This window comes from Paenibacillus sp. CAU 1782 (assembly GCF_054551715.1).
Genome location: NZ_JBTOLL010000024.1, coordinates 37,672 through 62,496, shown reverse-complemented (window position 1 = coordinate 62,496; position 24,825 = coordinate 37,672). Strand labels below are relative to the sequence as shown.

At 52.1% G+C, this 24,825-nt stretch carries 23 protein-coding genes and 1 other annotated feature; of the genes, 1 reads left to right on the top strand and 22 read right to left on the bottom strand.

Annotated features, from left to right (window positions below; translation table 11 throughout):
- Positions 1-226 precede the first annotated feature (226 nt).
- Genes tatC through ACX93W_RS25625 form a run of 6 tightly spaced genes read right to left on the bottom strand, consistent with a single transcriptional unit; the run spans position 227 to position 4,073 of the window.
- Positions 227-1,039, bottom strand: coding sequence for a twin-arginine translocase subunit TatC (tatC, locus tag ACX93W_RS25650; RefSeq protein ID WP_459395221.1), 813 nt, complete (start codon positions 1,037-1,039; stop codon positions 227-229).
- A 60-nt stretch (positions 1,040-1,099) separates the two neighbouring features.
- The gene (locus tag ACX93W_RS25645; protein WP_459395220.1) at positions 1,100-1,330 is read right to left on the bottom strand and encodes a twin-arginine translocase TatA/TatE family subunit; all 231 of its coding nucleotides are present in this window, start codon (positions 1,328-1,330) and stop codon (positions 1,100-1,102) included.
- A gap of 59 nt (positions 1,331-1,389) precedes the next feature.
- Positions 1,390-2,442, bottom strand: a complete 1,053-nt coding sequence (locus tag ACX93W_RS25640) for a molybdopterin-binding protein (protein WP_459395219.1) — start codon at positions 2,440-2,442, stop codon at positions 1,390-1,392.
- Positions 2,442-2,933 carry a MogA/MoaB family molybdenum cofactor biosynthesis protein gene (locus ACX93W_RS25635; protein ID WP_459395218.1) on the bottom strand — a complete coding sequence of 164 codons (492 nt, stop codon included), beginning with the start codon at positions 2,931-2,933 and terminating at the stop codon, positions 2,442-2,444. The genes ACX93W_RS25640 and ACX93W_RS25635 overlap by 1 nt, the downstream gene beginning before the upstream one ends.
- Before the next feature lie 22 nt (positions 2,934-2,955).
- Positions 2,956-3,423, bottom strand: coding sequence for a cyclic pyranopterin monophosphate synthase MoaC (gene moaC / locus ACX93W_RS25630; protein WP_459395217.1), 468 nt, complete (start codon positions 3,421-3,423; stop codon positions 2,956-2,958).
- 26 nt (positions 3,424-3,449) lie between these two features.
- Positions 3,450-4,073: a 5-formyltetrahydrofolate cyclo-ligase gene (locus ACX93W_RS25625; RefSeq protein WP_459395216.1), complete on the bottom strand. Its 624-nt coding sequence runs from the start codon at positions 4,071-4,073 to the stop codon at positions 3,450-3,452.
- 153 nt (positions 4,074-4,226) lie between these two features.
- On the opposite strand from ACX93W_RS25625, the gene abc-f reads away from it, so the two are divergent.
- Entirely contained in the window at positions 4,227-6,164 is a 1,938-nt protein-coding gene (gene abc-f, locus ACX93W_RS25620) for a ribosomal protection-like ABC-F family protein (protein WP_459395215.1), read from the top strand.
- A 144-nt stretch (positions 6,165-6,308) separates the two neighbouring features.
- On the opposite strand, the gene ACX93W_RS25615 is transcribed toward abc-f, so the two are convergent.
- From ACX93W_RS25615 to ACX93W_RS25540, 16 genes are all read right to left on the bottom strand, one after another.
- Positions 6,309-6,959, bottom strand: a complete 651-nt coding sequence (locus tag ACX93W_RS25615; RefSeq protein WP_459395214.1) for a response regulator transcription factor — start codon at positions 6,957-6,959, stop codon at positions 6,309-6,311.
- Positions 6,956-9,331, bottom strand: coding sequence for an ATP-binding protein (locus tag ACX93W_RS25610; protein ID WP_459395213.1), 2,376 nt, complete (start codon positions 9,329-9,331; stop codon positions 6,956-6,958). Before ACX93W_RS25610 ends, ACX93W_RS25615 begins: the two co-directional genes overlap by 4 nt.
- A 37-nt stretch (positions 9,332-9,368) precedes the next feature.
- Positions 9,369-9,542, bottom strand: coding sequence for a hypothetical protein (locus ACX93W_RS25605; RefSeq protein WP_459395212.1), 174 nt, complete (start codon positions 9,540-9,542; stop codon positions 9,369-9,371).
- Between the two features lie 131 nt (positions 9,543-9,673).
- On the bottom strand, positions 9,674-10,591 hold the full coding sequence (locus ACX93W_RS25600) for a polyprenyl synthetase family protein (protein ID WP_459395211.1): 918 nt from the start codon (positions 10,589-10,591) through the stop codon (positions 9,674-9,676).
- Between the two features lie 196 nt (positions 10,592-10,787).
- Complete coding sequence (locus ACX93W_RS25595) at positions 10,788-11,531, bottom strand: ABC transporter ATP-binding protein (protein WP_459395210.1); 744 nt, start codon at positions 11,529-11,531, stop codon at positions 10,788-10,790.
- A gap of 414 nt (positions 11,532-11,945) precedes the next feature.
- The gene (locus tag ACX93W_RS25590) at positions 11,946-13,511 is read right to left on the bottom strand and encodes a 2-isopropylmalate synthase (RefSeq protein WP_459395209.1); all 1,566 of its coding nucleotides are present in this window, start codon (positions 13,509-13,511) and stop codon (positions 11,946-11,948) included.
- A 493-nt stretch (positions 13,512-14,004) separates the two neighbouring features.
- Positions 14,005-14,328, bottom strand: a binding site (T-box leader).
- Positions 14,329-14,423: 95 nt separating this feature from the next.
- A complete protein-coding gene (tsaD, locus tag ACX93W_RS25585) occupies positions 14,424-15,482 on the bottom strand; it encodes a tRNA (adenosine(37)-N6)-threonylcarbamoyltransferase complex transferase subunit TsaD (protein ID WP_459395208.1) in 1,059 nt (352 codons plus the stop codon).
- Positions 15,483-15,507: 25 nt separating this feature from the next.
- Positions 15,508-16,008, bottom strand: a complete 501-nt coding sequence (rimI, locus tag ACX93W_RS25580) for a ribosomal protein S18-alanine N-acetyltransferase (RefSeq protein WP_459395207.1) — start codon at positions 16,006-16,008, stop codon at positions 15,508-15,510.
- Positions 16,005-16,994, bottom strand: a complete 990-nt coding sequence (gene tsaB / locus ACX93W_RS25575; RefSeq protein ID WP_459395206.1) for a tRNA (adenosine(37)-N6)-threonylcarbamoyltransferase complex dimerization subunit type 1 TsaB — start codon at positions 16,992-16,994, stop codon at positions 16,005-16,007. The genes rimI and tsaB overlap by 4 nt, the downstream gene beginning before the upstream one ends.
- Positions 16,975-17,481 carry a tRNA (adenosine(37)-N6)-threonylcarbamoyltransferase complex ATPase subunit type 1 TsaE gene (gene tsaE, locus ACX93W_RS25570; RefSeq protein WP_459395205.1) on the bottom strand — a complete coding sequence of 169 codons (507 nt, stop codon included), beginning with the start codon at positions 17,479-17,481 and terminating at the stop codon, positions 16,975-16,977. Before tsaE ends, tsaB begins: the two co-directional genes overlap by 20 nt.
- A 15-nt stretch (positions 17,482-17,496) precedes the next feature.
- Entirely contained in the window at positions 17,497-18,591 is a 1,095-nt protein-coding gene (gene thiL / locus ACX93W_RS25565) for a thiamine-phosphate kinase (RefSeq protein WP_459395204.1), read from the bottom strand.
- Between the two features lie 187 nt (positions 18,592-18,778).
- The gene (locus tag ACX93W_RS25560) at positions 18,779-19,861 is read right to left on the bottom strand and encodes an HD-GYP domain-containing protein (protein WP_459395203.1); all 1,083 of its coding nucleotides are present in this window, start codon (positions 19,859-19,861) and stop codon (positions 18,779-18,781) included.
- A 149-nt stretch (positions 19,862-20,010) separates the two neighbouring features.
- Positions 20,011-21,669, bottom strand: a complete 1,659-nt coding sequence (locus tag ACX93W_RS25555) for a histidine kinase N-terminal 7TM domain-containing diguanylate cyclase (protein WP_459395227.1) — start codon at positions 21,667-21,669, stop codon at positions 20,011-20,013.
- Between the two features lie 141 nt (positions 21,670-21,810).
- Positions 21,811-23,193 carry a class I SAM-dependent methyltransferase gene (locus ACX93W_RS25550; RefSeq protein WP_459395202.1) on the bottom strand — a complete coding sequence of 461 codons (1,383 nt, stop codon included), beginning with the start codon at positions 23,191-23,193 and terminating at the stop codon, positions 21,811-21,813.
- Positions 23,186-23,857, bottom strand: coding sequence for a DUF6483 family protein (locus tag ACX93W_RS25545; RefSeq protein WP_459395201.1), 672 nt, complete (start codon positions 23,855-23,857; stop codon positions 23,186-23,188). Before ACX93W_RS25545 ends, ACX93W_RS25550 begins: the two co-directional genes overlap by 8 nt.
- A gap of 34 nt (positions 23,858-23,891) precedes the next feature.
- Entirely contained in the window at positions 23,892-24,809 is a 918-nt protein-coding gene (locus tag ACX93W_RS25540) for an alpha/beta fold hydrolase (RefSeq protein ID WP_459395200.1), read from the bottom strand.
- Positions 24,810-24,825 lie beyond the last annotated feature (16 nt).

The window sequence follows — 24,825 nt, the reverse complement described above, 5'->3', positions numbered from 1 at the left end:
TCCGTTAGACGCGTAAAACGCAGATTTTGAAATGCTAACGGACATCCTTGTCCGTTAGAGCCCCAAAATGGGTAATTATTGGATAATTTTCACTGTAATGGACATCCATGTCCGTTACAAACGCAAAAAGCTAAAAAATAAACGCTAACGGACACGGATGTCCATTAGCGTTTTTAATTGAATCAGATACGCGGATCGGCTTTTTGGACAGCCCCTTCATATCCCTCTATTCATTTTCGTCGTCATCAACAAGTCCTCGCCGCGCCAGTGCGGCCTGCTGTCGCCGATAAACCATGCCGGACAAAAACACACTAATTTCATAGAGGCCAATGAGCGGAATGATGACCAGAATGTCGGATATAAAATCCGGCGGCGTAACAACCACCCCGATCACAGCCATTATGAAGTAGGCGACCCGGCGCATCTTTCGAAGCCGCTTTGGATTAACGATCCGCAGCGCTGTCAAAAACATAATGACCAGCGGCAGCTCGAATAGAAGCGACACGGGAAGCAATATGCCGAACATAAACGAAAAATATTGGATAACTCCGTACGTTTCCTCCAGATTGAGGTGAGTAGCAACCATCCGGGTAAAATTAAAGGCAAGCGGAAACACAACAAAGTAAGCAAAGGCAAGGCCGATCAAAAACATAATGAGCGCAAAAGGCACATATTTCAACGTGGAGCGCTGCTCATGCTTTCGCAAAGCGGGCTTGACGAACGCCCACAGCTGGTAGGCAGTGAACGGAAGCGTAATAATCATGGCGATTATAAATGCGATTTTCATATACATGCCGATGCCGTCCCATAATGAGAAGGTATGCAGCGTCATGCTATTTACCGGGTCCTGGGCCATGAGATAATTATAGACGGGCTCTGCAACCGAAATCCCCAGCGTAAGCCCCAGCGTCAAAATAATCAGCACATAAATAACCCGCTTGCGCAATTCGCCCAGATGTCCCAGCAGCGGCATCAGGCCTTCTTCGGAAATGAGCCCTTTGCCGCGCCCGGTATTTTTATCCTTCCCGACAATTGCCATTCCAACGGAAACTCCCTTCCCTTATAAGGGTTATCTGCGGCAAGAAAAAAGCGGGCCCGCTTAATCCGGAAGCCGCTTTTTTTCTCCTTCGCTATTGCCTGATTTGCTAACCTCGACGCGTCCATTGTCACCCTCGCGACGATCGTTGTCGTCCATGATGCCATTCGCTCCGGCTTTGAATTCCCGCAGCGTTTTGCCAAACGCGCGCCCAAGTTCAGGCAGCTTGTTCGGCCCGAACAGCAGCAAACCAAGCAATACAAGCAATATGACACCAGTTGCTCCGATTCCCATCACTGTATCCTCCCGTCACCTAAATCTTGCAGGCAGCTTGATCCCGGATCATAAAGACGTTAACAACCCAACAATCCCCCGTACCCCAAAGCTGTAATATCCTCTTTCCCGATTTTTATCCCGGCCACGATTCGCGGCAAAAGGGCATCAAACGAGGTATAAGGATCATGCATGACGCAGCCTGGCAATCCCATAATGGGCACCTCTCCGATATATCCCATAAGAAGCATGGAACCTGGAAGCATAGGTGTGCCATAACTCACAATTTCCGCGCCTGCCGCCGCTATGGCGCCGGGTGTCCGGTCATCGGGATCAACAGACATACCTCCCGTTACAAGTATCATATCATATCCTTGTTCCACCAAGGAACCGATTTCATTAATAATTATGTCCTGTTTATCGGGAGCAAACCGCTGTTCCGCCACTTCGCAGCCAAAAAAAGCTAATTTTTCGACAATGGCCGGTCCAAATTTGTCCATTATTCTTCCGTGATATATTTCACTCCCTGTTGTCAGGAGTCCTGCCTTTAGCTTGCGGAATGGAACGATGCGGAGAGGTGATGCCCCGCCGGATGTTTTACGGTACTCGGCGGCCAGCGCTTTCACTTTCTCGACCTTTTCCTTGGATACAACAAGCGGGATCGCCCGGGTTGCCGCAACGGAACCCCCGGCTTCCACCGGCTTATTGCCAACGACAGTCGCCAAAGCAATCTCGCCCATAGCATTGATGGCATCGACAATCTCGCGATCAATGACAACCATGCCTTTAAAAGCCGCCTTCAGGCTTACTTTGCCCTCATGCGGCTCCGATGGAATCAAGCTGTCGTCGGCCAATGCTTTTGCCATTTCGATAGCGGCGTCATCCTCATGAAGCTCGCCGTCGCCAAGCTCCATCACATAAATATGCTCCTTGCCAATGTTGAGCAAGGCCGGAACGTCCTCCTCTGTAATGAGGTGGCCGCGCTTGAACAGCCGGCCCTTGAACACGCCGGGAACAATCTGGGTGAGGTCATGTCCCAGGCGGAGGCCAATGGCCTGATCTAATGCCACCTCGCGAAGCACGGTGGTCCCGGTTGTAATAACCTCTTCTTTCGATGCATGTCCTTCAGCCATCAATTTTGCTCCTCCTGGCGCCCGGACAAAATGCCCAGCGCATGGGGCAGCTGATCCAGGATTGCCTGCAGGCTTTCATGCACGCCTTTAGGACTGCCGGGCAGGTTGATGATGAGGGAATTGCCGCGAATGCCGCATACGCCGCGCGTAAGCATCGCCTGTCTTGTTTTTTGCAGGGAACCTATGCGCATGGCTTCCGCCAATCCGGGCACCTCGCGATCAATTACCTTAAGCGTCGCTTCCGGCGTCACATCGCGGGGAGCCAGTCCGGTTCCACCTGTCGTCAACACGAGATCGGCTTGATAATACTCCGTCATTTCAATCAAGGCCGCCATGATTTCATCCTGCTCGTCCGGCACAATCCGGTAATCAACGATTTCACCGCCCAGCTCCTCTTCCACCAGCTCGCGGATGACCTGAGCGCTTGTGTCCTCGCGCTCTCCTCTTGATCCTTTGTCGCTTGCCGTCAGCAGCGCAACCTTCCACTGCATATCCTGTTCCCCCCATCCATAATCATCTCTTGTAATCGCCGTTTTTGCCGCCGCTTTTAGCCGTAAGTCGTGTCGGACCGATTTCCATATCCTTCTGCAGCGCTTTGCACATGTCATATACGGTTAAAGCCGCCGCAGACACTGCCGTCAATGCCTCCATCTCCACGCCCGTCTTGCCGCTTGTTTTGACCGTGCCTTCTATGTATAATTCATCGTTGTCATTATCGCTAAAGACGATGTTAATGCCGGTGAGCGAAAGCGGATGGCACATCGGAATCCAGTCCGACGTGCGCTTGGCGGCCATTATGCCCGCTACCTGCGCAACTGCCAGCACATCCCCTTTGCCTATGGTGCCCGCTTTAATCTGCTTCAGCGTATCGGGGTTCATACGAACCATGGATTCCGCCGTGGCCTGGCGGGATGTCACTTCCTTGTCGGAGACGTCCACCATCTTTGCTCTACCTTGCTCATTAAAATGCGTAAACCCCATAACCACCGTCCCCTTCTGTCTCTAACTCATTCAGCTGTTCTCAAAAATCGCCGCAATCCGCTTGGGGTAACCAGTCCGTTCAGCGTCAAGTCATGACTTTCCATCGGCACGGCCTCCATAACCTGCTCGTCAAAACCGGCCCCAATCCATAAGGGCGCGTTTCCCGCATGTTGTCCAAGACCCAGACTCGCCGCAAAGGTATCATAGTAACCTCCACCGTAGCCGATCCGGCCGCCCGCCAAGTCAAAACCCAATCCGGGCACAAAAATAATATCCGGCAAAATCGGCCCGTCGAGCCGTTGCGCCAAATCGGGATTTGGCTCCTCAATGCCGTAAGCTCCCGGGGCAAGCTGCCCCCAATTTTCCAGCTCGAAAAGCGTCATCGAGCGGTCCACAGGATTGCATCGCGGCGCAATAACCTTGATCCCCCGCTCCCAGCACGGCTCGGCCAACGGCTTTAAGCTCAGCTCGCTGCGGAATGGAACATACAGCATAACCGAGGAAGCCCCGCTATCCGCCACGAGGCTGAATGCATGCAGCGATGCCTCCGCCGACCTTTCCCTCCGCTGCTCCTCCGTCAATCCGTTTCTCCGTCCAGCCAGCTCTTTGCGCAGTAACCGCTTGTGCGACTCCAGGGGGTCTTTTTCCATGTAAAGCCTTCCGTTTCCGTTTCGTATGCGAAACATTCCTTACCCTGTAGTGTACCATTGTTATACAACTTTCGCCAATGGATGAGCCGCTTTGTGGTAAACTAGAAGAGAAGCCCGTCTTTGGCGCGGCGACTATAGAGTGGAGGTTTCATCATGCTGCTTCAAGTATCCAATGTATCCAAAAGCTACGGCGTTTCCGCCATCTTATCCCATATATCCATGCAAGTGCTGGAAAGAGACCGAATCGGCCTTGTCGGCGTCAACGGCGCCGGCAAATCGACGCTGCTCAAAATCATTGCGGGCGAGCTGTCCTATGATTCCGGCGATATTCACAGAGCCAAAGAGACAAAGCTGGGCTATCTGGCCCAGAACAGCGGCCTTCAGTCGGAACGGACAATTATTGCAGAAATGCGTGCCGTATTCTCCCATTTGCTGGACGCGGAGCAGGAGCTTCGCAGTCTGGAGCAGCGCATTGCCGATCCCGCTATCCATGCCGACGAAAAAAAATACGAAGAAACGCTGGAGCGGTACGCCAAAGTATCCGACTGGTTCCGCGAACAAGGCGGCTTTGAGATCAATACGCGAATCAATAGCGTTTTGCACGGCATGGGCTTTGGCGACTTCGATTTGGAAACCGTCATTAATACGTTAAGCGGCGGTCAAAAAACCCGCCTGGCACTGGCGCGCATCCTGCTTCAGGCTCCCGATCTCCTGCTGCTGGACGAGCCGACTAACCATCTGGATATCGAAACGTTGACGTGGCTTGAAAATTATTTGCGCGGTTATGCGGGAGCCATTGTTGTTGTGTCCCATGACCGTTACTTTCTGGACGCAATGGCCAATACGATAGTCGAAATCGAACGCCATTCCGCTACCCGCTACACCGGCAATTATTCCCGTTACCTGGAGTTGAAAGCCGCCAATTACGAGATTAATATGAAGCATTACGAAAAACAGCAGGACGAAATTGCAAAGATGGAGCAATTCATCCAGAAAAATATCGTCAGAGCTTCAACGACCAAACGCGCCCAAAGCCGGCGTAGAAGCTTGGAGAAAATGGAACGGTTGGACAAGCCGATGGGCGATCTGAAAAAAGCCCATTTCAGCTTTGAGATCGAACGCATGTCGGGCAAAGAGGTGCTTAATGTCCGGGATTTGTCCGTTACGTTCGACGGTCGCAATAAGCCGCTTTTCCGCAGCGCTGACCTTCAATTGACACGGGGCGAAATGGTAGCGCTCGTAGGTCCAAACGGCATTGGCAAATCAACGCTGCTGAAAGCGGTAATGGGTTTGACGGAGCCGTCTAGCGGCACCATTCAATTCGGTTCTCATGTTAAAGTGGGTTATTACGACCAGGAGCACACCCGCCTGAATGACCAAAATACCATCCTGGAAGAAGTATGGAGCGCCTACTCCCATATGGAAGAGGCTCGCATTCGCACGGTTTTGGGCAATTTTCTGTTTAGCGGCGATGAGGTGCAAAAACGGATTTCAACCTTAAGCGGCGGCGAAAAAGCAAGAGTTTTGCTGGCAAAGCTGATGCTTGCCGGGGCTAATTTGCTTGTTTTGGACGAACCAACCAACCATTTGGATATTTTTAGCAAAGAGGTGCTTGAAGCCGCTTTGCTGGATTATGAAGGAACACTGTTGTTTATATCCCATGACCGTTACTTCCTGAACAAGATGGCCGAGCGTATTGTCGAACTGGGTCCTGAAGGATTTCAACATTTCCTGGGAAATTACGACGAAATGCTCGAGAAAAAAGCGGAACTGGAGGAAGTCGCACAGGAAGCCCAAGCCAAGCAAAAAGCATCAGGCGCCGCCGTTGCGCAGGCCCAAGAGCCGTCAGCCGCTCTTTCGTATGAAGCCGAAAAACAGGCAAGGCGCGATGAACGAAACAAACAGCGCAAGCTGGAGCAATTGGAAGGCGAAATCGCCGCCCTGGAAGAAAACATTGCTGTATTGGAGGAAAAGCTGGCCGACCCCGCTATTTTTAACGATTATATCAAAATCCAGGAAATCCAAGCCGAAGCGGATAGCTTGCGAGTTAAGCTTGCAGCCTCCTATGAGCAATGGGAGCAACTTATGTAAGGATGGAAGGAGCAGTCCGAAAAGGCAAGTGGAACGAATAAATATTCGGCAGTGAGAACCGGATGCGAAAAGGGGGTCTTGAGGACGAGTTTTTTGTCAAGCGGACAAAAAGGTTTGAAGACTCCAAGACACCCTTTTACACTTCTAATATATATCCATACTGATTAACCCAAGCCGTTTGGCTTCCCTGATCGCTTCGGACCGCGAACGGACATTCAGCTTTTCAAAAATGCGCGTCAACTGGTATTCCACATTGCGCTGGCTGACATGCAGCAAAGCCGCAAGCTCTTTATTGCTGACGCCTGCAGCCACCTCGTTCAGTATCTCCATCTCCCTCTCATTAATGGAAACCTCCTGAATGGACTTGTCGGATCTGGTTAATGGCACCTCTTGGCGGCGCAGCTGCTTCAGCAATGAAATAGGAATAACGGCTTCTCCGCGCATGGCGCTTCGTATAGACTGCTGAAGCTGTTCTCGCGATGCTGTTTTCGAAATAAATCCCGATACTCCGGATTCAATCAGCAAGTTAAAATGCGAGCCGATTTCATACCCGGAATAAATGATGATTTTCCGGTCAGGGTCGATCTGAATCAGCCGCTTCGATAGCTCCAGCCCGCTAATGCCCGGCATATTCAAATCGCATAAAATGAGGTCGTAGCTTTCCTTCTGCACCTTGTCCAGCGCCTCAAGGGCAGACAAAGCGACTGTAACTCGTATTTCCGAGTCCTGCTCGATCATCGTTTTTGTCCCTTCTCCTACGGAAGGGTGATCGTCTACCAACAAAATGCTTATCAAGCAATATCCCCTCTTTCCAGCTTCCCGTTTGCCAAAATAACAGGCATCAGCACAACGGCCTCGAGGCCTTTTCCCGGAGCGGACAAAAAGGTGATCTCTCCCTCAAGGCTGGCAACTCTTTCCTTGATGCCGGACAAGCCCATGTGCTCGAAGGATTCCGTCAATGCATCCACTTTCATCCCGACGCCATCATCCTTATAGCGGAAATAAATCATCCCTTTGCGCATTTCAAGCTCCAGTACAACAAGGCTGGCTCCAGCATGCTTGTCCGCATTGCGCAGCAGCTCCTGAACAATCCGGTATATCGCCGTAATTTGCTCCTCTTCCAGTTCAACCTTAATGCCCTTGCTGCGGAACAACACCTCGAAATTCACTCTCATCCGCGTATGCTCGATAATAGACTCAACCGCTTCAACAACGCCCATCTCCTTCAACAAAGGAGGCCTTAGCTCGTTGCAGGTCTCGCGTATTTGATGAATGACGTCAAGCAGGCCTTCCTTAATTTCCTCCAGCTCCGTGCCAAGCTTATTTGTCAAAGGATGATCCATCAGGATACCCTCCAGTTTTCGATACCATAACAGCTGATCCTGAAGCGCGGAGTCATGCAAATCCGCCGCCAGCTTGCGTCTTTCATTTTCGGACAGCAGAAACAGCATGCGCAGCACCCATGGCGATGTTGTATGCTCCTTCCCGACCTCCATCTCCAGGTCCTCGATTAACCCCTCAATCAGATACAGGTTTTCAAAAACCAGGCTGGAGTAATTGGCCATTGTTTTGAGCCATCTGATTTCATCGGAATTAAAGCGGGTATGATTGCTTTTCATGCCAATCCACAAAATGTGGTAACGCGCTCTCTGCTTGCCGATAATCATGCCTAAGCCAAAAGGCAGATCAATTAAATCGCCAAGCTTTAAATTGCCCTCCAGCCCCAGCAAAAAACTTCCCGTTACTTTTTCTTCGTGCTGTTCGCTGATGGGATAAACAACATGTTCAGCTTGATCGACGATCATAAAAGTAATCCGGCTCACCGGCAGCAAAGCATTGATTTCGTTTCGCAGAACCGCCTCCAGATCGGATTGCTTCATCACGCGGGCCACATTGCGCGAAAAACGGTCAAGGCTGTCCTGGTAGCTGTACATCGCCTTGAACAATCGCGGCCGAAAGCGGTGATCCACCTGCTCCTTGCCATAAAGAAACAAGGTCATCCCGACATAGACCAAAACAAACGTGCCGATCATCATCGACCAGACGCCCCCGTGCTCCCCCAGCATAAAAACCGTAATCGCCGCAGCAATCATTAAGGATGGCACAAGCGATAAAGCTGCGTAATATTTGAAGCGGGTCAAAATAAAATCAATGTCAAACAATTGGTTGGAGGTGCTCAAGTAAAAATAGACAACGGGAAGCACAAACAGAAACAATGCCGTAAATCCCGCCGGCAAAATTTGCTCCTGCCCAAACATTTGGGGCAGCAAATTAAGCATGGCAAACGGCGTAAAGGCAACAGCATGCGAAATAAGCGTAATCGTAAACAACGATCGCAGCTTCGTATAACGATATTTAAGAAATTTGCTCACCAGCTTGGTAAGGCAAATGATATTTCCGATTAAAAGAGAAGCGCTGTAGATCACTTTAATCATGTTAAAAACCTTTAATTCGATCCAGTCCGTCCATATATAAACCAAACTGGCCATGCTGATAATTGAAACGGCGGCAAATAATAGCTGCAATGTCCGGTTGCCGATAAAGCTGACGTCGAACCGCCGCAAATAAATATTCATGAATTTCATATAAAACAGCGAAACAAGCGGCAGCACAACATAAATCACAGATAAACCCACCGGATCCCTTAACGCAGAGGCCGCAGAGCTATAGTAGCTTAATCCGATCGACATAAAAAACATTATCAGCATAATCGCGGCATTATCGTTTCGCCGTTTAACATACAGGAATACCGAAAAAGCAAAAAAAACAAACAGCGAAAAGCCCGGAATGTAGAGCTGCAGCAGCATTTCCAGTGTAGAATGCTCTCCCGACCAGGCTTTGGCAAATGAAATGATTTTACTTGTTTCATCTCTATGAATAACCAATACGTCATTGGCATATTCCAACGAATTGTATTTCTGCAAATTTCTATATTGTTCCGCTGGTTCTCCGTTTACTTCGGCGATGATGTCGCCAACTACGATTCCGCTTATTTCAGCTTGTCCCGCCGGAGCAAGCGATTGTACCGAATAGCTGCCGTCAGGCAGTTGGGTTACGTAAGCCCCGATCGCCGGCACTTTAATGATTACAGCAGTCACATAAACAAGCACCGACAGCAATGTCATCAGAAAGAGAACAGCGAGTGCATGCCTTACGATTTGCTTCATGCCTCCTCTTCCTTTCACCGTAGTCTTTCTTTACCTCTTAATTCCAGCCAAAACCGAAAAAGCCTGTTTGTCCTTCCGTGCTATTCAGTTCATCCAGCAGAGCTTTTTGTTCTTCGACCGAAATACCTGCCAGTTGCACGGAACCGTTAAAAAGAGTTAACTCCCTGTCCTTAACGCCACAAGCCAACTGACGAATCATTTCTTTCAACATACGAATCCCACCGCCTCTACTTTTTACCTATTCAATGAATAGTCCAATTCTACTATATCAGAAACAGGCAAAAAAAGAGAACGCATAGGAACGCAAAAGTAATTAGTATTTTCCGAAATTCTTTTGCGTGGTTAAGAAAAGCGCTGCAGAAGCTTATGTTTCCATAACTCCTCAGCGTCTATCTTCTCCACAAGTGAATAAAACCGGTTGTAGTGCAATCGTCCCAGGACGGACGCGTACAAGATGGCGCCGGATGTTTCGCAGGCCTCCTCGAACTGGCTTTTTTTATCCAATACGGCATCCATAGATACGCGTCCTGCATAATAATCGGCGATCCAGCTATATTCCTCGCCCGCATTTTCCAAAAGCCACAGCATAGGCAAGCTGCCTTTGCGCCGTAAAAAATCGCTTTTTTCATCCCAGCGAAGCAAATCGCGCACATCATTTTTGATTTGGGAGGCGATGCCCAGCTCCCGGGCGTATAACGCCACGCCATCATCCCATTGCCTGCCTGTCGCAAGAACCCCTGCCATGCAGGACATGATGAATAGAGGCGCCGATTTCCGGCTTACCATATCCAGATAAGAGGCTTCATCATTAATATGATCCACTAAATCAACCATTTGTCCTTCCGCGGAATGAAGAAGCTGCCGATTCATCATGGAGGCCAGCCTTGCTCCCGCGGATTCGTCCTCGACGCTTGCCGCCAATGCCGAAGGCGCCATGGCCAGAAGAGAAGTCGCTACATGCAGGGCGTGAGGCGGGGGCGTGTTCATCCAGAGCTTGGACGGAGCATCGCCGTCCTCCAGGTCATCCAGAATATCACATGCCAATATCGCCAGTTCGATTGCGGCAGCCGTCTCTACCTCGCTGCCTTCGCGGCCGCCGAACATGTAGTAATGGTGTATGGCAAGTTCGCCGAATACCATCGGTTCCTTGGTTTTTTCCTGAATGAAAGCTTCCGTGTATGAGCGAAGCGGGCCATCAGAAAGCCATCGCCGGGTAAGCTCCATCATACTGTCGGCAATTCTCGCCTTGAATTCTTCCACAATCCGTCCTCCATTGTTACCTTAATTCATGTTTACAATTAATGACGACTACATGCTTCTAACATCTTTTTGCAAAAGCCGCTTATTATTGATTCCTCCTTTTATGCTTAGAATTGCCGCTACCATTTCCATCCGCTGCCTGATCAAGCTTCTTCGCGTGCTTCTTTTGGCTGCGCTAACTTCCATATTATTCGGTTTAAACTTCAACGCCTCCCCCTGGTCCGACTGCATGATGCATATAGACGGCTTCCAGCGTCATGCCTCCGTAGGGCAGCTTGCCGATTAATCCCGCAAGACACCCGCATGCCGTCACTTTCCCCGCCTTCATGACCGCAACCCTGTCGCAATGCCTGGCAATCTCCGTCATGTCGTGTGAAGCGATTATAATCGTTTTCCCTTCGCTTCGGAGGAGGGACAACAGGTCCCAGTATTGTCTCTTGGACTCCGCGTCCAGTCCCGTCGTTGGCTCGTCCAGGAGCACCAACTCCGGATCGGCTGCCATTGCCCCTGCAAGCACAAGCCTGTGCCTGAATCCAGGCGGCAGCAAATCAACGCTTAGATTGGAATAGGAGTTTAATCCATACTGCTCCAGCGTCTCCTGTATACGTTCGTCAGCTTTGGGGTAATGCCGATAACCCGCCAGCGCTCCCCTTACCGTCAGCCCTTCCATGTTCAACATGTTAGGCATATATGCAGTTGGAACCTTACTCAGCTTTTCCGGTTCTTCCGAAATATCCAATCCCGGCGCAACAATATAGCCCGCATCGGGTTGAAGCTCGCCTGCCAGCATATCCAGCAGCGTCGATTTTCCCGCTCCGTTTTTGCCGATAATAGCGAACAGTTCGCCGCGCTTCACGGTGATGGATACATCGGTGACAGCGTGATGGCTCCCAAAATGTTTGCAGATCCCAACCGCCTTAATAACCGCTGTCTTGTCCATTGCATGACCTCCATCGGAAACCTATATCTGTACAATAGCGTATTGGGCCATGCTTTTCACCGAAAACATGATTTGTAATTCACGCAAAAAAATTGCGTTCTCGAAAAAAAGGAGAAAAGTTATAAACAGTTCTATCCACAGACCTGAATAAATTGTTAGTTAATTCTGTCGACATTTTTCACGCTGCAGCTGGCGTTTCTTGTACTTTTAAGACACTCTTTGCAAATGCCGATCAAATAATTTGAAATTATCCGAATTATCCACACTATCCACAACCAAGCTGTGAAAAAACTATCCACTTTTACAATTCCATTATAAAGGGCGCAGCACCTTAGTGTACGCCCCTTCAACGACTTATTCACATTTTTTGGTGTATATGTGGATAACTTTGTTCACAGTGCCGTTTACACAGTCTTAACTTCCTGATTGCTGGCGTTCCTCCGAAAGCAGCCGCCCGCGCTCCGTCATAATAGCTCCGTTGCAAGCCGAGATATAAGCTTGGGCGGCAGCCAAAATAATATCGTTATGGGAAGAGGTTCCCCTGTATCTTCTTCCTTTATGGATAATGCTGACCACCGCTTCCCCATGGGCATCCTCGCCGGTGGACAAGGAATGCAGCTCCAGATCTTCAAATTCAGCCGCAACCGGTATCGCTTGCTGAATCGCATGAATGACAGCCTCTACGGGTCCCGCGCCTATCGCCATAAAGGCTTTTTCCTGACCGCTTTCATTATCGCGGATCATTGCCGTAGCGCTTCTTGAGCGGTGGGTGCCGGCGTGGACAAGCAGATCAGTCAGCGCATAGGGATCGGGACGGGTATGGGTGCTGTCCCCCGCAATCTGGACAAGCTCTTCGTCGGACACCATCTTTTGCTGATCCGCCTTTTCCTTGAAACGCTTGTAGACGGCTCCCAGCTCTTCTTCGCCAAGTGTAATGCCGAACTCCTCCAGCCGATGCTTGATGGCGTGGCTGCCGGAATGTTTGCCCAACACGATCATGCTGCGTGAAATACCCATGGCTTCGGGGTCCATAATTTCATAGGTATTGCGGTTTTTGAGCAAGCCGTCCTGATGGATGCCTGACTCGTGCTGGAAGGCGTTTCGGCCCACGATCGGTTTATTGTAGGCGATTGGAAAATTCATCGTGCGGCTGACCAGACGGGACGTTTCGTAAATTTCGGAAATCTGGATACCCGTCTCTGCCCCTAACATATCACCGCGTGTCGAAATCGCCATAACAAGCTCCTCCAGCGAGCAGTTGCCGGCGCGTTCTCCGATTCCATTGACGGTGACCTCGATCTGTGTCGCTCCTCCTTGTATTGCCGCCAAGCTGTTGGCGACCGCCATGCCCAGATCATTGTGGCAATGAGCGCTGTATCGGACCGTTTCGCCGCCACGCGCCTCACGCCGCACCGAGCGGAACAACTCGGTCATCTCTTGAGGCATCGCATAGCCCAGCGTATCCGGCAAATTAATAATCGTAGCGCCTTCCGCAATTACCGCCTCCACAAGCTGAATAACGAAATCTCTCCCGGAACGAGAAGCATCCATGGCGGAAAATTCGATCTCATCAACGAACTGCTTGCCGTAAGCAACCATCTCGCGCGCAATCGCCACCACATCCTGTCGTGATTTGCGAAGCTGATGATTCAGATGAATATCGGAAGAGGAGATAAACAGATGCAGCCTTCTGCGGGCGGCGTCCTTGGTAGCCTGAACCGCTGCGTCGATGTCTCCCCTCACTGCTCTGGCAAATCCGGCAATCTCCACGCCTTGAAGCTCGCGGGAAATTTGTTGTACGGCCGCGAACTCGCCGGGGCTGGAAACGGCAAAACCCGGTTCGATAACGTCTATGCCAAGCTTTGCAAGCTGACGGGCAATTATGATTTTGCGCTCTGGCGCAATCGATGCGCCTGGCGATTGTTCACCGTCTCTCAGTGTCGTGTCAAAAATCTGTATTTTTTTAGGTTGGTTTGCCATTGAAAATGCCTCCCTGATTTGGTTTATGAATTTCACCCGAAACACGTACTTTAGAGAAAACAAAAAAAGCCTGACGTCTCTGATCAGAGACGACAAGCCTGGGGGCTTATGCCGTGGTACCACTCTGCTTGGCCGCATGACTCCGCAAACGCCTTCCGATGCCATTGATGGCAGCCAGGATACGCATTTGCGGGCAGACAGCCCGCTTTAAGCCCGATTACGGAGGCGCCCGTAACACAGTAGCAGCATCGTAATGGCTCCATTAGAAACCACGCGCGCCGTCTTCCCGCATTCCGCTCCCAGGCGAGTTTCAAACCCGGCTTCGACTGCGTTGCACCTTCCCGCAGCTCTCTGGTGAAGTTATGGGATACGCGCAAAATACGCGGCTCCGATCACCTTCTTTGCCAGCCAATGGCTCTACTTGCTCCTGTTCATTGCGTTTTACCTTATTTACCTGTCAGACAACAAGAAAAGCCTGTCGCCTCTTGAATAATCAAGAGACGACAGGCTGTAATGACCCGCGCGGTACCACTCTTGTTGACAATCGCCGCAAAACAGACGAGTTGCCCACCTTAGTCATAAACCCGGCTCCGGATGCCGGCTTTATGAACCTCTTCACGGAGGTTAACCGTAACGCCGTACCAGAAAACGAGCCATCATTGAAGGCCAAATTTCCTTTCCGACATTCCGCTCCCAGGCGAGCTTCAAGCCATCCTTCGACTGCGTTGCACCAACCCGCAGCTCTCTGGCACCTCTGGCCGCAATACGGCAAAGGGCAACCCGGACAAGCTTTACTATTCCTGTTCATAGCGTTTGTGACATATATAATTAAAGTATTGCTGCTTATTATAGGCACCCAAAATCGGTTTGTCAATTCCCATTGTTAATTTGGGCTCAGCAAAAGGGCAGTCCTCAGGAAAGAGACCATTCCTCCAGCGAAAGGCCGGGGTCGGCTTTCATGTCCAGCTCCGTCCACTCCCCGCGCTTCAGCTTCAGGTAAGCCGCAGCGCCAATCATAGCCGCATTATCCGTGCACAGAGAACCCGGAGGCACCAGTAGCGGTACGCCTTCCGTCTGACAGCGCGCGCTCAGCTGGGACCGCAAACCGCGGTTCGCCGCCACTCCGCCGCAGAGCAGCAGGGATCGGGCTCCGCTGGCTTTGACAGCGCGAATCGCCTTTTCGACCAGCACCTCGATGACAGACTCCTGAAAACCGCGCGCCAACGCAGCTTCCTCCAAGGGTTCGCCCTTCATGCGGGCTTGATTAATGACGGCCAGCACGGCGGATTTCAAACCGCTGAAGCTGAAATCGTAGCTGTCGCTTTCCAGCCATGCGCGCGGCAAAGTGATGCTTTCCGCCGCTTCAGCGGCAAGCCGGTCGATATGCGGTCCGCCGGGATACGGCAGCTTGAGCGCGCGCGCTACCTTGTCATAGGCTTCGCCTACCGCATCGTCTCTCGTCCGGCCAATAACCGTGAATCGGCCCTCGCTCTCCATACGGACAAGCTCCGTATGTCCGCCGGAAACAACCAGCGCCATGGATGGATAGACCATTTCGTGAACCAGCTCGTTAGCGTAGATATGGCCGGCGATATGATGCGTGCCGATCAGCGGAATATCAAGCGCCAACGCCAGGCTTTTGGCCGCGATAATGCCCACGAGCAGCGCTCCCACCAGTCCGGGTCCCTGCGTAACGGCAATCGCCGACATATCGCGCAGAGAATGGCCCGATTCCTTAATGGCCTGCTCCATAATCAGCGTGATTGTCTCAACATGCTTGCGCGACGCAATCTCCGGCACAACCCCGCCAAAGGCTTCGTGTACGTCAATCTGACTAGCCACCACATTGGACAAAATATGTTTGCCATCCCGTATGACAGCCGCGGAGGTTTCGTCGCAGCTGGTTTCCAGCGCCAGAATCAACGCTCCGTCGACCTTTCTATTGTTTGTTGCAGCTATATCCGTCGCCATCTCACTTCATCCCATCTTCTCGGTACTAATAACCGGACTTTTTCAACGCGCACTGCAGGGCTCCAGCATCCAGGTCCGCCCACATAATGATGGCATCTTCGCCATTATCGGAATAATAATTGGGCCTGATGCCGGAAGGTTTGAAGCCAAGCTTGCGATAGAGCCTCTGGGCTTGCTCGTTGCTGGTGCGCACCTCCAGCGTCATCCGCTCGGCGCCTTGTTGCATGGCCGTCCGCTGAAGCTCCGACAGCAGCAGTGCTCCATGCCCTTTGCCCCGATATTCCTTGCGCAAAGCGATATTCGTCACATGAGCTTCGTCCATTATGATCCACATGCCGCCATAGCCGATCAGCTCACCCTGATATTCCGCCACCAGGTAACGGGCAAACATATTGCTCGTCAGCTCATTGATAAAAGCGCCCTTTGTCCATGGACTGGTAAAGGCCTCCAGCTCGATTTCCACAACCGACGGCACATCCTCCAGCGTCATTGCCCGATAGTTGGGCACATCCACATCCATGCTCATTTCCCATCCACTCCCGCCAGCTTCTGCTCCGCTCCGCTTTCTCCTTCGGCCTGCTGCCGCCGCTGCTTCAGCTTAACCTCTGCTTCTGTCAACTGCGTATAATTGGGAATAAAAGAATGTACATTCTCCACCTCGCCGCGCTGCAGCCGTTCAGCCCCCAGCATGCCAAGATAACGGCCTTCCAACACATAGGGAACAAGGCGCACCTCGACGCCCGCCGCCTTCCCTAGCCTCACCATTTCGTCGGCGCTTTCACCATGCAGGGATAAATCTCCGGTTAACCAAACAATTGGCGCGCGACTGCCGTTATTCGCTGACTTGCCAGCGGTATCCGGCAATGTGCTCTGGCTTGCGCCGCTGCCTAGATCCAAATGGTCATCGCCAGCCGTTGACGCCGCTGCCCGTACAATTTCCACGATCCAGTCCGCCATCAGACGAACGCCGTCCTGATCCATCCTCCGCCATGCTTCGCCATTGCCTCCGCAGGCAAAACAGGAAGTGTAGACCCCGCCGCGCCTGGCATCCATAATGGGAACCACCCAGTGGGACGCCGCCAAAACAGCTTCCTTGCGTGAAGCTTCTCCCGCTTCCTCTTCCAGCGCTGACAATTGACGCATACCGCTGGTCCAGCCTCCAAGAGCAACCGCCTCCAGGCTGGATATGCCAACCAGGGATTTGTTCCAGACCCAGGCCAGTGTTTTGGCCGCCGTAACCGCAATCCGCATTCCCGTATAGGAGCCGGGGCCGCTGCCAACCACAAGGGCATCCAGTTGCTCCCCTGCAATTCCGGATGAAGCCAGCATTTCCTTGATATGCGTAATAACATGTACGGAATGATTCCGTTCCGCCATCGATTGCACTTCCGCGAGCACTTCGCCGCCACGCATCACCGCCGCGGCAAGCGCCGCCGTGGACGTATCCAGCGCAAGCACGACCTGCTCAGATTCAACCGGCCGTTCCGCCGCCTTATCCATGCTGCTGTTCATTTTCTGCCGCTCCCATTCTGTCCCATTCCCGAACCCAATCGCAATAAGGGTATCCGCGTCCGGTCATTGCCATTTTTCTTGATCCGTCCCCATCATTCTCTATCCATAACTCCAGCCGGTCAGGCGGCAGCAGCTCGGGAATAAGACTGGCCCACTCCACAACGGTAACGCCGCTGCCGTAAAAATAATCATCAAGGCCAAGCTCGTCCGCTTCCTCCAGAGAAAGACGGTATACATCCATATGATAAAACGGGAGCGTTTCTCCCTGGTATTCTTTTATAATCGTAAAAGTAGGGCTGTTCACGATCCCCCGAACGCCAAGCGCCGCGGCAAAATGCTGCGAAAAGGTTGTTTTTCCGGCGCCCAAATCGCCGTCCAGCGCAATGAGCGTTCCCGGCCCCGCGAAGGAAGCCAGCTTTCCCGCCAATTGTGCCGTATCCTCAAGGCTCCGGGCCGTCCAGACCATTCGGCTTGTCTGCTGTTCCATCTTCATCACCGCCAATTATTTCTCAAAATGATTATATCCCTTTTTATGCAGCGCCCGACGATACTCGCGGTGCCCGCCTCCACCGGCGGAGACGCCTGCATTGCCGCTTCCGCGCTGCTCGGCCGGAATCAACTGAACACCTGGTTCTCCAGGCTCCGCCGTTCCGATCAGGTAAAAGGGCAACCCTTCCTTCCGAAACAGGGACGCCGCCTCATTTGCCGCAGACTCCGCGACCGTGCCAAGCAGCACATAGTCCTCGCCCCCATACAGCATCCAATCTAGCGGCGAATAACCACAACGGCTTCCATACGAGGCCATGCTGCCGCTTTTGGGCAGACGGTTTTCCTCCAGCACCAAGCGCAGTCCGGAAGACTCCGCTAGCTCCCAGGCTTCGCTAGCCAATCCATCGCTTACATCGTTCAGGCTGGTGCAAGCTCCCGATGCCATCAACAGCCTGCCTGCCCGCACAGAGGGAGAGGGACGGCGATGGGCTTGAACCAGATTTCTATATTCTTCGCTCAAAACAGGACGATTGCCGCTGCCGGCTTTCAGCAAAAGATGCAGGCCTGCCGCCGACATGCCGACCGGTCCGGTCAGGAAAAGCTTGTCGCCAGGTTTGGCTCCGCTTCTCCTAAGCTCAGCTCCCGCCTCCACGCTCCCGGTAAGGCTCACCGATATAACAAGCTTGTCCGGGGAAGAGGTCGTATCGCCGCCCACAACGGCAATGCCATAACGTGCGGCGCAATCGTACAAACCGTCATATACCCGTCCCATTCGCTCCGGTCCATATGCAGGCGGCACGCTCACCGACACAAGCGCATGAAGCGGAACACCGCCCATAGCGGCGATATCGCTGACATTGGCCGCGAGCGCTTTATAGCCTACGTCCTCGTCCGCCATCGTGATGTCGTTAAAATGAACGGTTTCCACCATGGTATCCATCGCGAGAAGCATATTTTTTTCTCCGCTGATGCCGTCGATCTCGTTCCTTATGCTAATCGATGCGGAATCATCGCCAAGGCCAAGGCGGACGCCCCGTTTCCCCTGCCATGCGGAGGATTGCCTGTCCGATGTCCACAACGAAATTGCTTTAAACTCGTCCAAAGCCACGTATCTCCTTTTCCGAGACGGCTGATTATTTCCTTTTATTCTAACTGAAGCCCTGCCGATAATCAAAGCTTTCGGCGCAGTTTTCATGGGCGCAAACATCAAATAGCCTCTGCGCCCGGAGGCGATTCCAAGCTGGAGTCGCAGGGCGCAGAGGCCTGTAGTTGTGATGGAAGCCACACATGCTTTCTTACAATTCTTTTAAAATCGTAATATGCAATTCGTCTTTAAGCTCGATTTCGTAAGGAGACGCCGGATCGGAGCCGTCGGCTTCCTTAATGACGCGAACGCGCGGCCTGTGGACCGCCAGATCGTTGTTTTGCGTAACAACAACCTCTTGTCCCGTGCTTAGCAGCAGCGTTGTTGCAACGGGATAGATGGAGATATGGCTGCAAAACAGCTTGATCAGCTCATGATCAAAAAACGTGCCTCCCGCCGCAAACAGAAACTCGATGGCTTCGCTGGTCGTGTAGCGTTTGCGGTGCGGCCTTGGCGAGACAAGCGCATCATAGGTATCCGCCAAACCGACAATTTGGCCGTACAGGTGGATTTCATCCTTTTTCAGACCGCGGGGATAGCCGGTGCCGTTAAAGCGCTCATGATGCTGCAGCGCGCAATGCGCCGAAACGATGGAAATATCATGATGCTTTCTCAGTATATCGAACCCTTCTTTGGGGTGGGTATGCAAAATTTTGAGCTCGTCCGCGGAATAACGCCCGTTGTTATTAAGGAGGCTTTGCGGCATTTTTGTCATGCCGATATCGAATAGGAGAGCCCCTACCCCAAGCTCCTCCAGCTGAATCCGGTTAAAGCCTTTTGCAACCCCCATAATGCCCGCCAAAACGGCCACATTGAAGGAGTGCTGAAACAGATAGGCATCGCTGGAGTGAATGCTGGTCAAATTAACAAGCATGCTGGGACGCGTCGCCAAGTCCTGCATTATGCTGCCGAATACTTTGCGAAAGTTACGTCCGATTTCGGGCGTAATGGTCCGGCCCTTCGCCAAATTTTCCTCCTGAAGGGAGGTCATCGTTTTATAAATCATGGTGACAGCTTCCTTCCGCGTCTCCTCACGGATGCTGTCCTCCGGTTCAATATCGTCTGTTTTTCCGTCTTCAATATATAAAATGTCAATGCCCAGTCTCTCCAAACGGTCGATATAACGATCGTTCAGTTCAACCCCTTGACCAAGCAGCACGTTGCCGTTTTCCTGAAAAATAGGCTTTGCCACTCGGTCGCCGGGTTTAACCATTGAAAGCTGCACTCTTCTCATTACATTGCTCCCGCCTTAAATTTGAAGCAAGCCGCTTCGCAAAACGTTAGGTGCCCACTACTTGCATTCTATTTTAGCAAACTCTATCTGGTATGACTATGTTATCGGCAGGGAACTTCTCAATCTGCATCTTTTCATTCAATATTTCTTCAAGCAAGCTTGCGCTTCACAATCCGGTTGCGGCCATTGTACTTGGCCTCATACAAGGCAGCGTCGGCCTGCGCCATAATTTCTCTCAAAAACGATTTGGGATCGTCCAAGCGGGACGGCGCAATATTATCGACAGTAACCACGCCCATGCTGATTGTGACGGATATCGTGCTGTCCTCCAGCCCTGTAAACGTTTTGCTGTGCTCGACGGCATTTTTGATGCTTTCGGCGATAATATCGGCCTGCTCCCGATTGGTATGGGGCAAATAAACCGTAAATTCCTCGCCGCCGAAACGCGCCAGCACGTCGGTTGGACGCAAGGCGCTTCGCACCGCATGCACCGTGCTGCACAACACCTCGTCGCCGCACAAATGGCCAAAGCGGTCATTGATCTTTTTGAAATGGTCCAGATCAAAAATAAAAATGGAAAAAGGAACGCCATGCCGGAAGTTGGCGGCGATCTCGCCTTCCATCTGCTGCAGCAGATATCGGCGGTTATAGCAGCCCGTCAAGCCGTCCGTAATCGCCATATGCTCCAGCTTCCGGTTGGCCTGAAACAATTCGTCCTGCACAATAAGCAATTCCCGGTTGCGTTCATGCAGCAGCTCGTTCTGGATGTTGGTTTCCTCCAGCAGCAATCGCATCTCTGTCACGTCATGGAACGTCAGCACGCGTCCGATCACCTTTTTTTTGTGATTGAGGATAGGCGCCGACTGCACCACCACATGGCGGTTAACCGCCGATTCCAGACATAGCTCCGTTTCAAGCCGTTCCATCGGCCTTTTCCGCTGTTCTTCAAAAAACGCCATAAATTGCTTGGCGGTTTCTTCGCTAAATTGGCTCGCAAACGAAGCGGAGTGAAAAAAGTCGCCGACGCGCAGCCGGATGATAGGCTTGACCACCGTGTTGACTTCTATGACCATATCATTTTCGTCCATTACGATAATGCCCATCGACATCGTGTTCATAACGTCGCGTTGTACAATTTGAATGATATCGAATACCCGGTTCCGGCTAATCGCGTGTACGATATAGACGGCCGTCAACGTCATGCCCATGGAGATAAGCGGGATGTAACGAGTCAGCCAATCTATAAAAAAGATGTTGAACAGCAAGTCGGCAAGAGCAAACGCGGCCAATATCATAAATCCGTTCAGCGCGGTCTTCACCATTTTGCGCTGACGCGGGGAATGCTCGCTCGGCTTCAGCTTGCCCAGGAGAACAATCAGGGACAGCAGCATATAGAAAATAAGCTGGACGATCAATACCCAATATAAATTGCCGTGCTGAAGCTGCTTTAAGGGCTCATTGGAAGTATCCACGGACAAAAAAGCGCCGTGCGGATTCCAAATCACGGCAGCCATGGATGCAAGAGCCGGCAAAGCCAGCAGAAACAGTCTGCTTTTCCGTACAACATAGGACTGGCCGATCAAATGCATCGTAAAGACAAACCAGCCAATGCCGAGCAGTGACAAGCCCACATAAGAAAGCGATAGGTAAAATAGCCTATACATCAGGAGCGATGTCGTCTGGGAAGCAAATTGAAATAGTGGCCACAGCATGAAGACGACATGCAGGAAAAGATAAATCCTGTGCAAAAGCGTCACTGTGCTATAAGAAAAGACATATAAAAACAAGCTCATCAGCACAAGAAACATACAAAAATCGAGCCATATCATCCATTCCAAAGGGTTCACCCATTCATTTAATAGCCATCTTCTTCCATTGTATCAAATGTCCAAGACCTCGACAATTAGGGAGTGTCTTAAAACTCCGCAAGGAGCGGATTTTGAAATAATTTAAGCAAAACGATGGCCCAGAGCGCGTTCCAGCTCCGGCGATATATCCAGAAATGCCTTGAAGCTTTGGTACTGCTCCCATTTCTGGCGCGATAGTTCCTTGTTCCTGCCTGCAACGGCCCGAATCAGCAGGTTTTTGGGCGTATGCTCGGGGTCTACAAACTCCAGCATCTGCACCTTGTAGCCAAGCGCTTCAAGCAGTTGACCTCTGACGGCATCCGTAGCCAGCGCCGCGAATCGCTCCTTCAACAAGCCTTGCGAAAGGATCGGAGCAAGCACATCGCTCTTAACCTGGCGAAACAGCTCATGCTGACAGCAAGGAACGGACAAAATGACGGATGCTCCCCAATCAACCGCTTTTGCAAGAGCGGCATCGGTAGCGGTATCGCAAGCATGCAGCGTCACGACCATGTCGGCGGACTGCACGCCCTCGTAATCCGCAATATCGCCTACAAGGAAGGTAAGCTTGTCATAGCCTAACCGCTCCGCAAGCTTGGAGCAGAAAGCGATGACGTCGGCCTTCAGATCGAGACCCACTACGGAAATGGACCGTCCCTCCTGCACCGTCAAATAATGATAAAGAGCGAAGGTCAGATACGATTTGCCGCAGCCAAAATCGACAATGGTAATCTCCCGCTCTTGCGGCAGATTCTCCAGTACATCTTCCACCATCTCAAGAAAACGGTTGATCTGTCTGAATTTATCGGTCTTTTTGGCATGAACGCGGCCATCCAGCGTCATAATGCCAAGCTCCACCAGAAACGGCACCGGCTTGCCTTCCTCCAGCACGCGCCTCTTTTGCCGATTATGCGACAGAGGTCCCACCGGCTTTTTGCCCGTTGCGGCTGTTTTCCGCACAGCGGCTTTGCCTTTTTTATTGAACAGGAGCTGCACGTCAGCCTCCGGCGTCTTGAGCAGCGCCTGCCGGTATTCACTGTCCATTAGTTCTAACAGATGCTTAGACGCAGCATCGCCCTGTAAGTTGCGGTGCAGCACCTTTCCGGGGGTATGAGCCTCAAACTGATAGTGAAGCCCATCCTTCAAATTAACCGGGCGGACGACCGTTTTGGGAGGCGCCTCCCCGTCCTTGCGGCGCAGCTGGCTAAGGGTCGCGCCAAGCAGCGTTCCGTTTCTCACCCACTCCGCGACGTCATCGCGCCAATTGTCCTCGCCATCATTCGCGGTGCGGGGTTTCAGCGCTTCCAATGCGCCGTTTCCATTCGCGGTGCGGGGTGGCGGTGCTTCACTTGTGCCGTTCTCTTTCGCGGTGCGGGGTGGCGGTGCTTCACTTGTGCCGTTCCCTTTCGCGGTGTCGGGTTGCGATCCTTTTCTTCCCTCGGAAACCTCAGGGTCCGGTATTATCGTATCTTTGCGCTCATTCATGCTCCGCCTGTGTCTCCTCTTCTGTTACATTAAGCTCTTTCAGCCCTTGAAGCGCTTCTTCCCTCGGCAAACCGCCAAGCTCCAGCTGCTCGTCATCCAGCTTCAGCAGCCTCCTGTAAATGGCTGCCGCATCGGCTCCCGGCATAGCGGAATCCTCCAGCAATTCGTGCATTATATTTTCAACCTGATCGTAACGTCCTTCCGCCTCATGCCAGTCCAGCATCAAGCGCTTTGCCGATATGGGCAGCTCGTAAGGCTTCAGCAGGCTCAACAGCTCTGCAATTTGATTGTTAATCTCTACCGTTATCGGTTCTGCCTTCATGATGGCCAATCGCAGAAAAAGGCGCAGCGAACGAACAGAGGAGCCAAAGCTCTCCCTCTCTTTGCCCAAGTCGTTCTGAAGGAGCGCCTCCTGCTTCAGCAGCAGCGCAATCGCCTGAAGCTGCTCTGCGTCCGCCACTCCGTTGCGGGATACAACCTTAACCAGGTCTTCGTCCGACAATGAAGAAATCAGCTTGCGGCTCAAATGAAAATGCTTTTCCAGCAGCTCGTCGAGCAATAGCAGCCCTTCCTCCTGCTTTTGTTCCTTGCGCAGCTGCATGATCTGCCCGATCGCTTCCGTCATTTGCTGGATCATGCGCATAAAGTAGTCGCGCTGAAACAACCTTATTCCCCCCAACCTGAAAGCTTAAAAGTTTTTATGTGGTCAAAAAGGCTTTAACCTCCGCAACAAAAATATCCGGCTTCTCCATCATGCTCATATGGCCAGCTTCCGCAACCTCCGCCTTGACGACGTGATCTCCCGTCGCCGAAAAGGTGCTCTCCGGCGGAACAACGCCGTCCTTTAGTCCTGCCAGCAGCAATACAGGCACCTTGGCGCTTGTAATCGTACCGCTGCGATCCGGTCTTGCTTTCATGCCCAAAGCCGTCGCCGCAGCCGCTCCGCTGTCCGTTGCGAAACCGATGTCTTTGCAGCGCTGAATGTCTTCGGCATGGCTGATCAGATGGTCAGCCGCAAACAGCTTGGGTATAAGCCCGTCCACAAAGGGCTCTATACCGTCCTGTCTCAAGGCGCCAGCCGCCTTGTCGCGGTTTTGGCGCGCCGCACCGCTGTCAGGCAGCGGCGTGGAATGAATCAGCCCAAAGCCGGCAAGGCGGGACTCGTATCGCTCCGCAAAAGCCAGCGTAATATAGCCGCCCAGCGAATGCCCTAACAGGATGGCGGATTGCACGCCAAGGTGGCCAAGCAGCGCCTCCAGATCCTCGGCAAAGGCTTCCATCTCGTATACATCCTCCGCCGGGGCTGAGCTTGCTCCATGTCCTCGCGCATCGGGCGCAATCACGCGGACTTCTTCCGCAAGTGACTCCGCCACCTTCTCCCAATAAGCCGAGCTCCCGCAATAGCCATGGAGCAGAACCAGCGCCGGCTTGCCGCCTTCTCCGTTCCCCTTTTGACCAGAATCAAAATAAGAAATCAGTTCGCCGCTTGGAAGCCGATATTGCGCGTTGGCGATTGAATAAGGAACTACACCTCCGGCAGCCGGAGTGTCCATTGCGGGCATTTTCTCCGTAAGATTGTCGCTTGCACGATTTCTGTTTGTGAGTTCGTGGCTCATCCGTATTCCTCGCTTT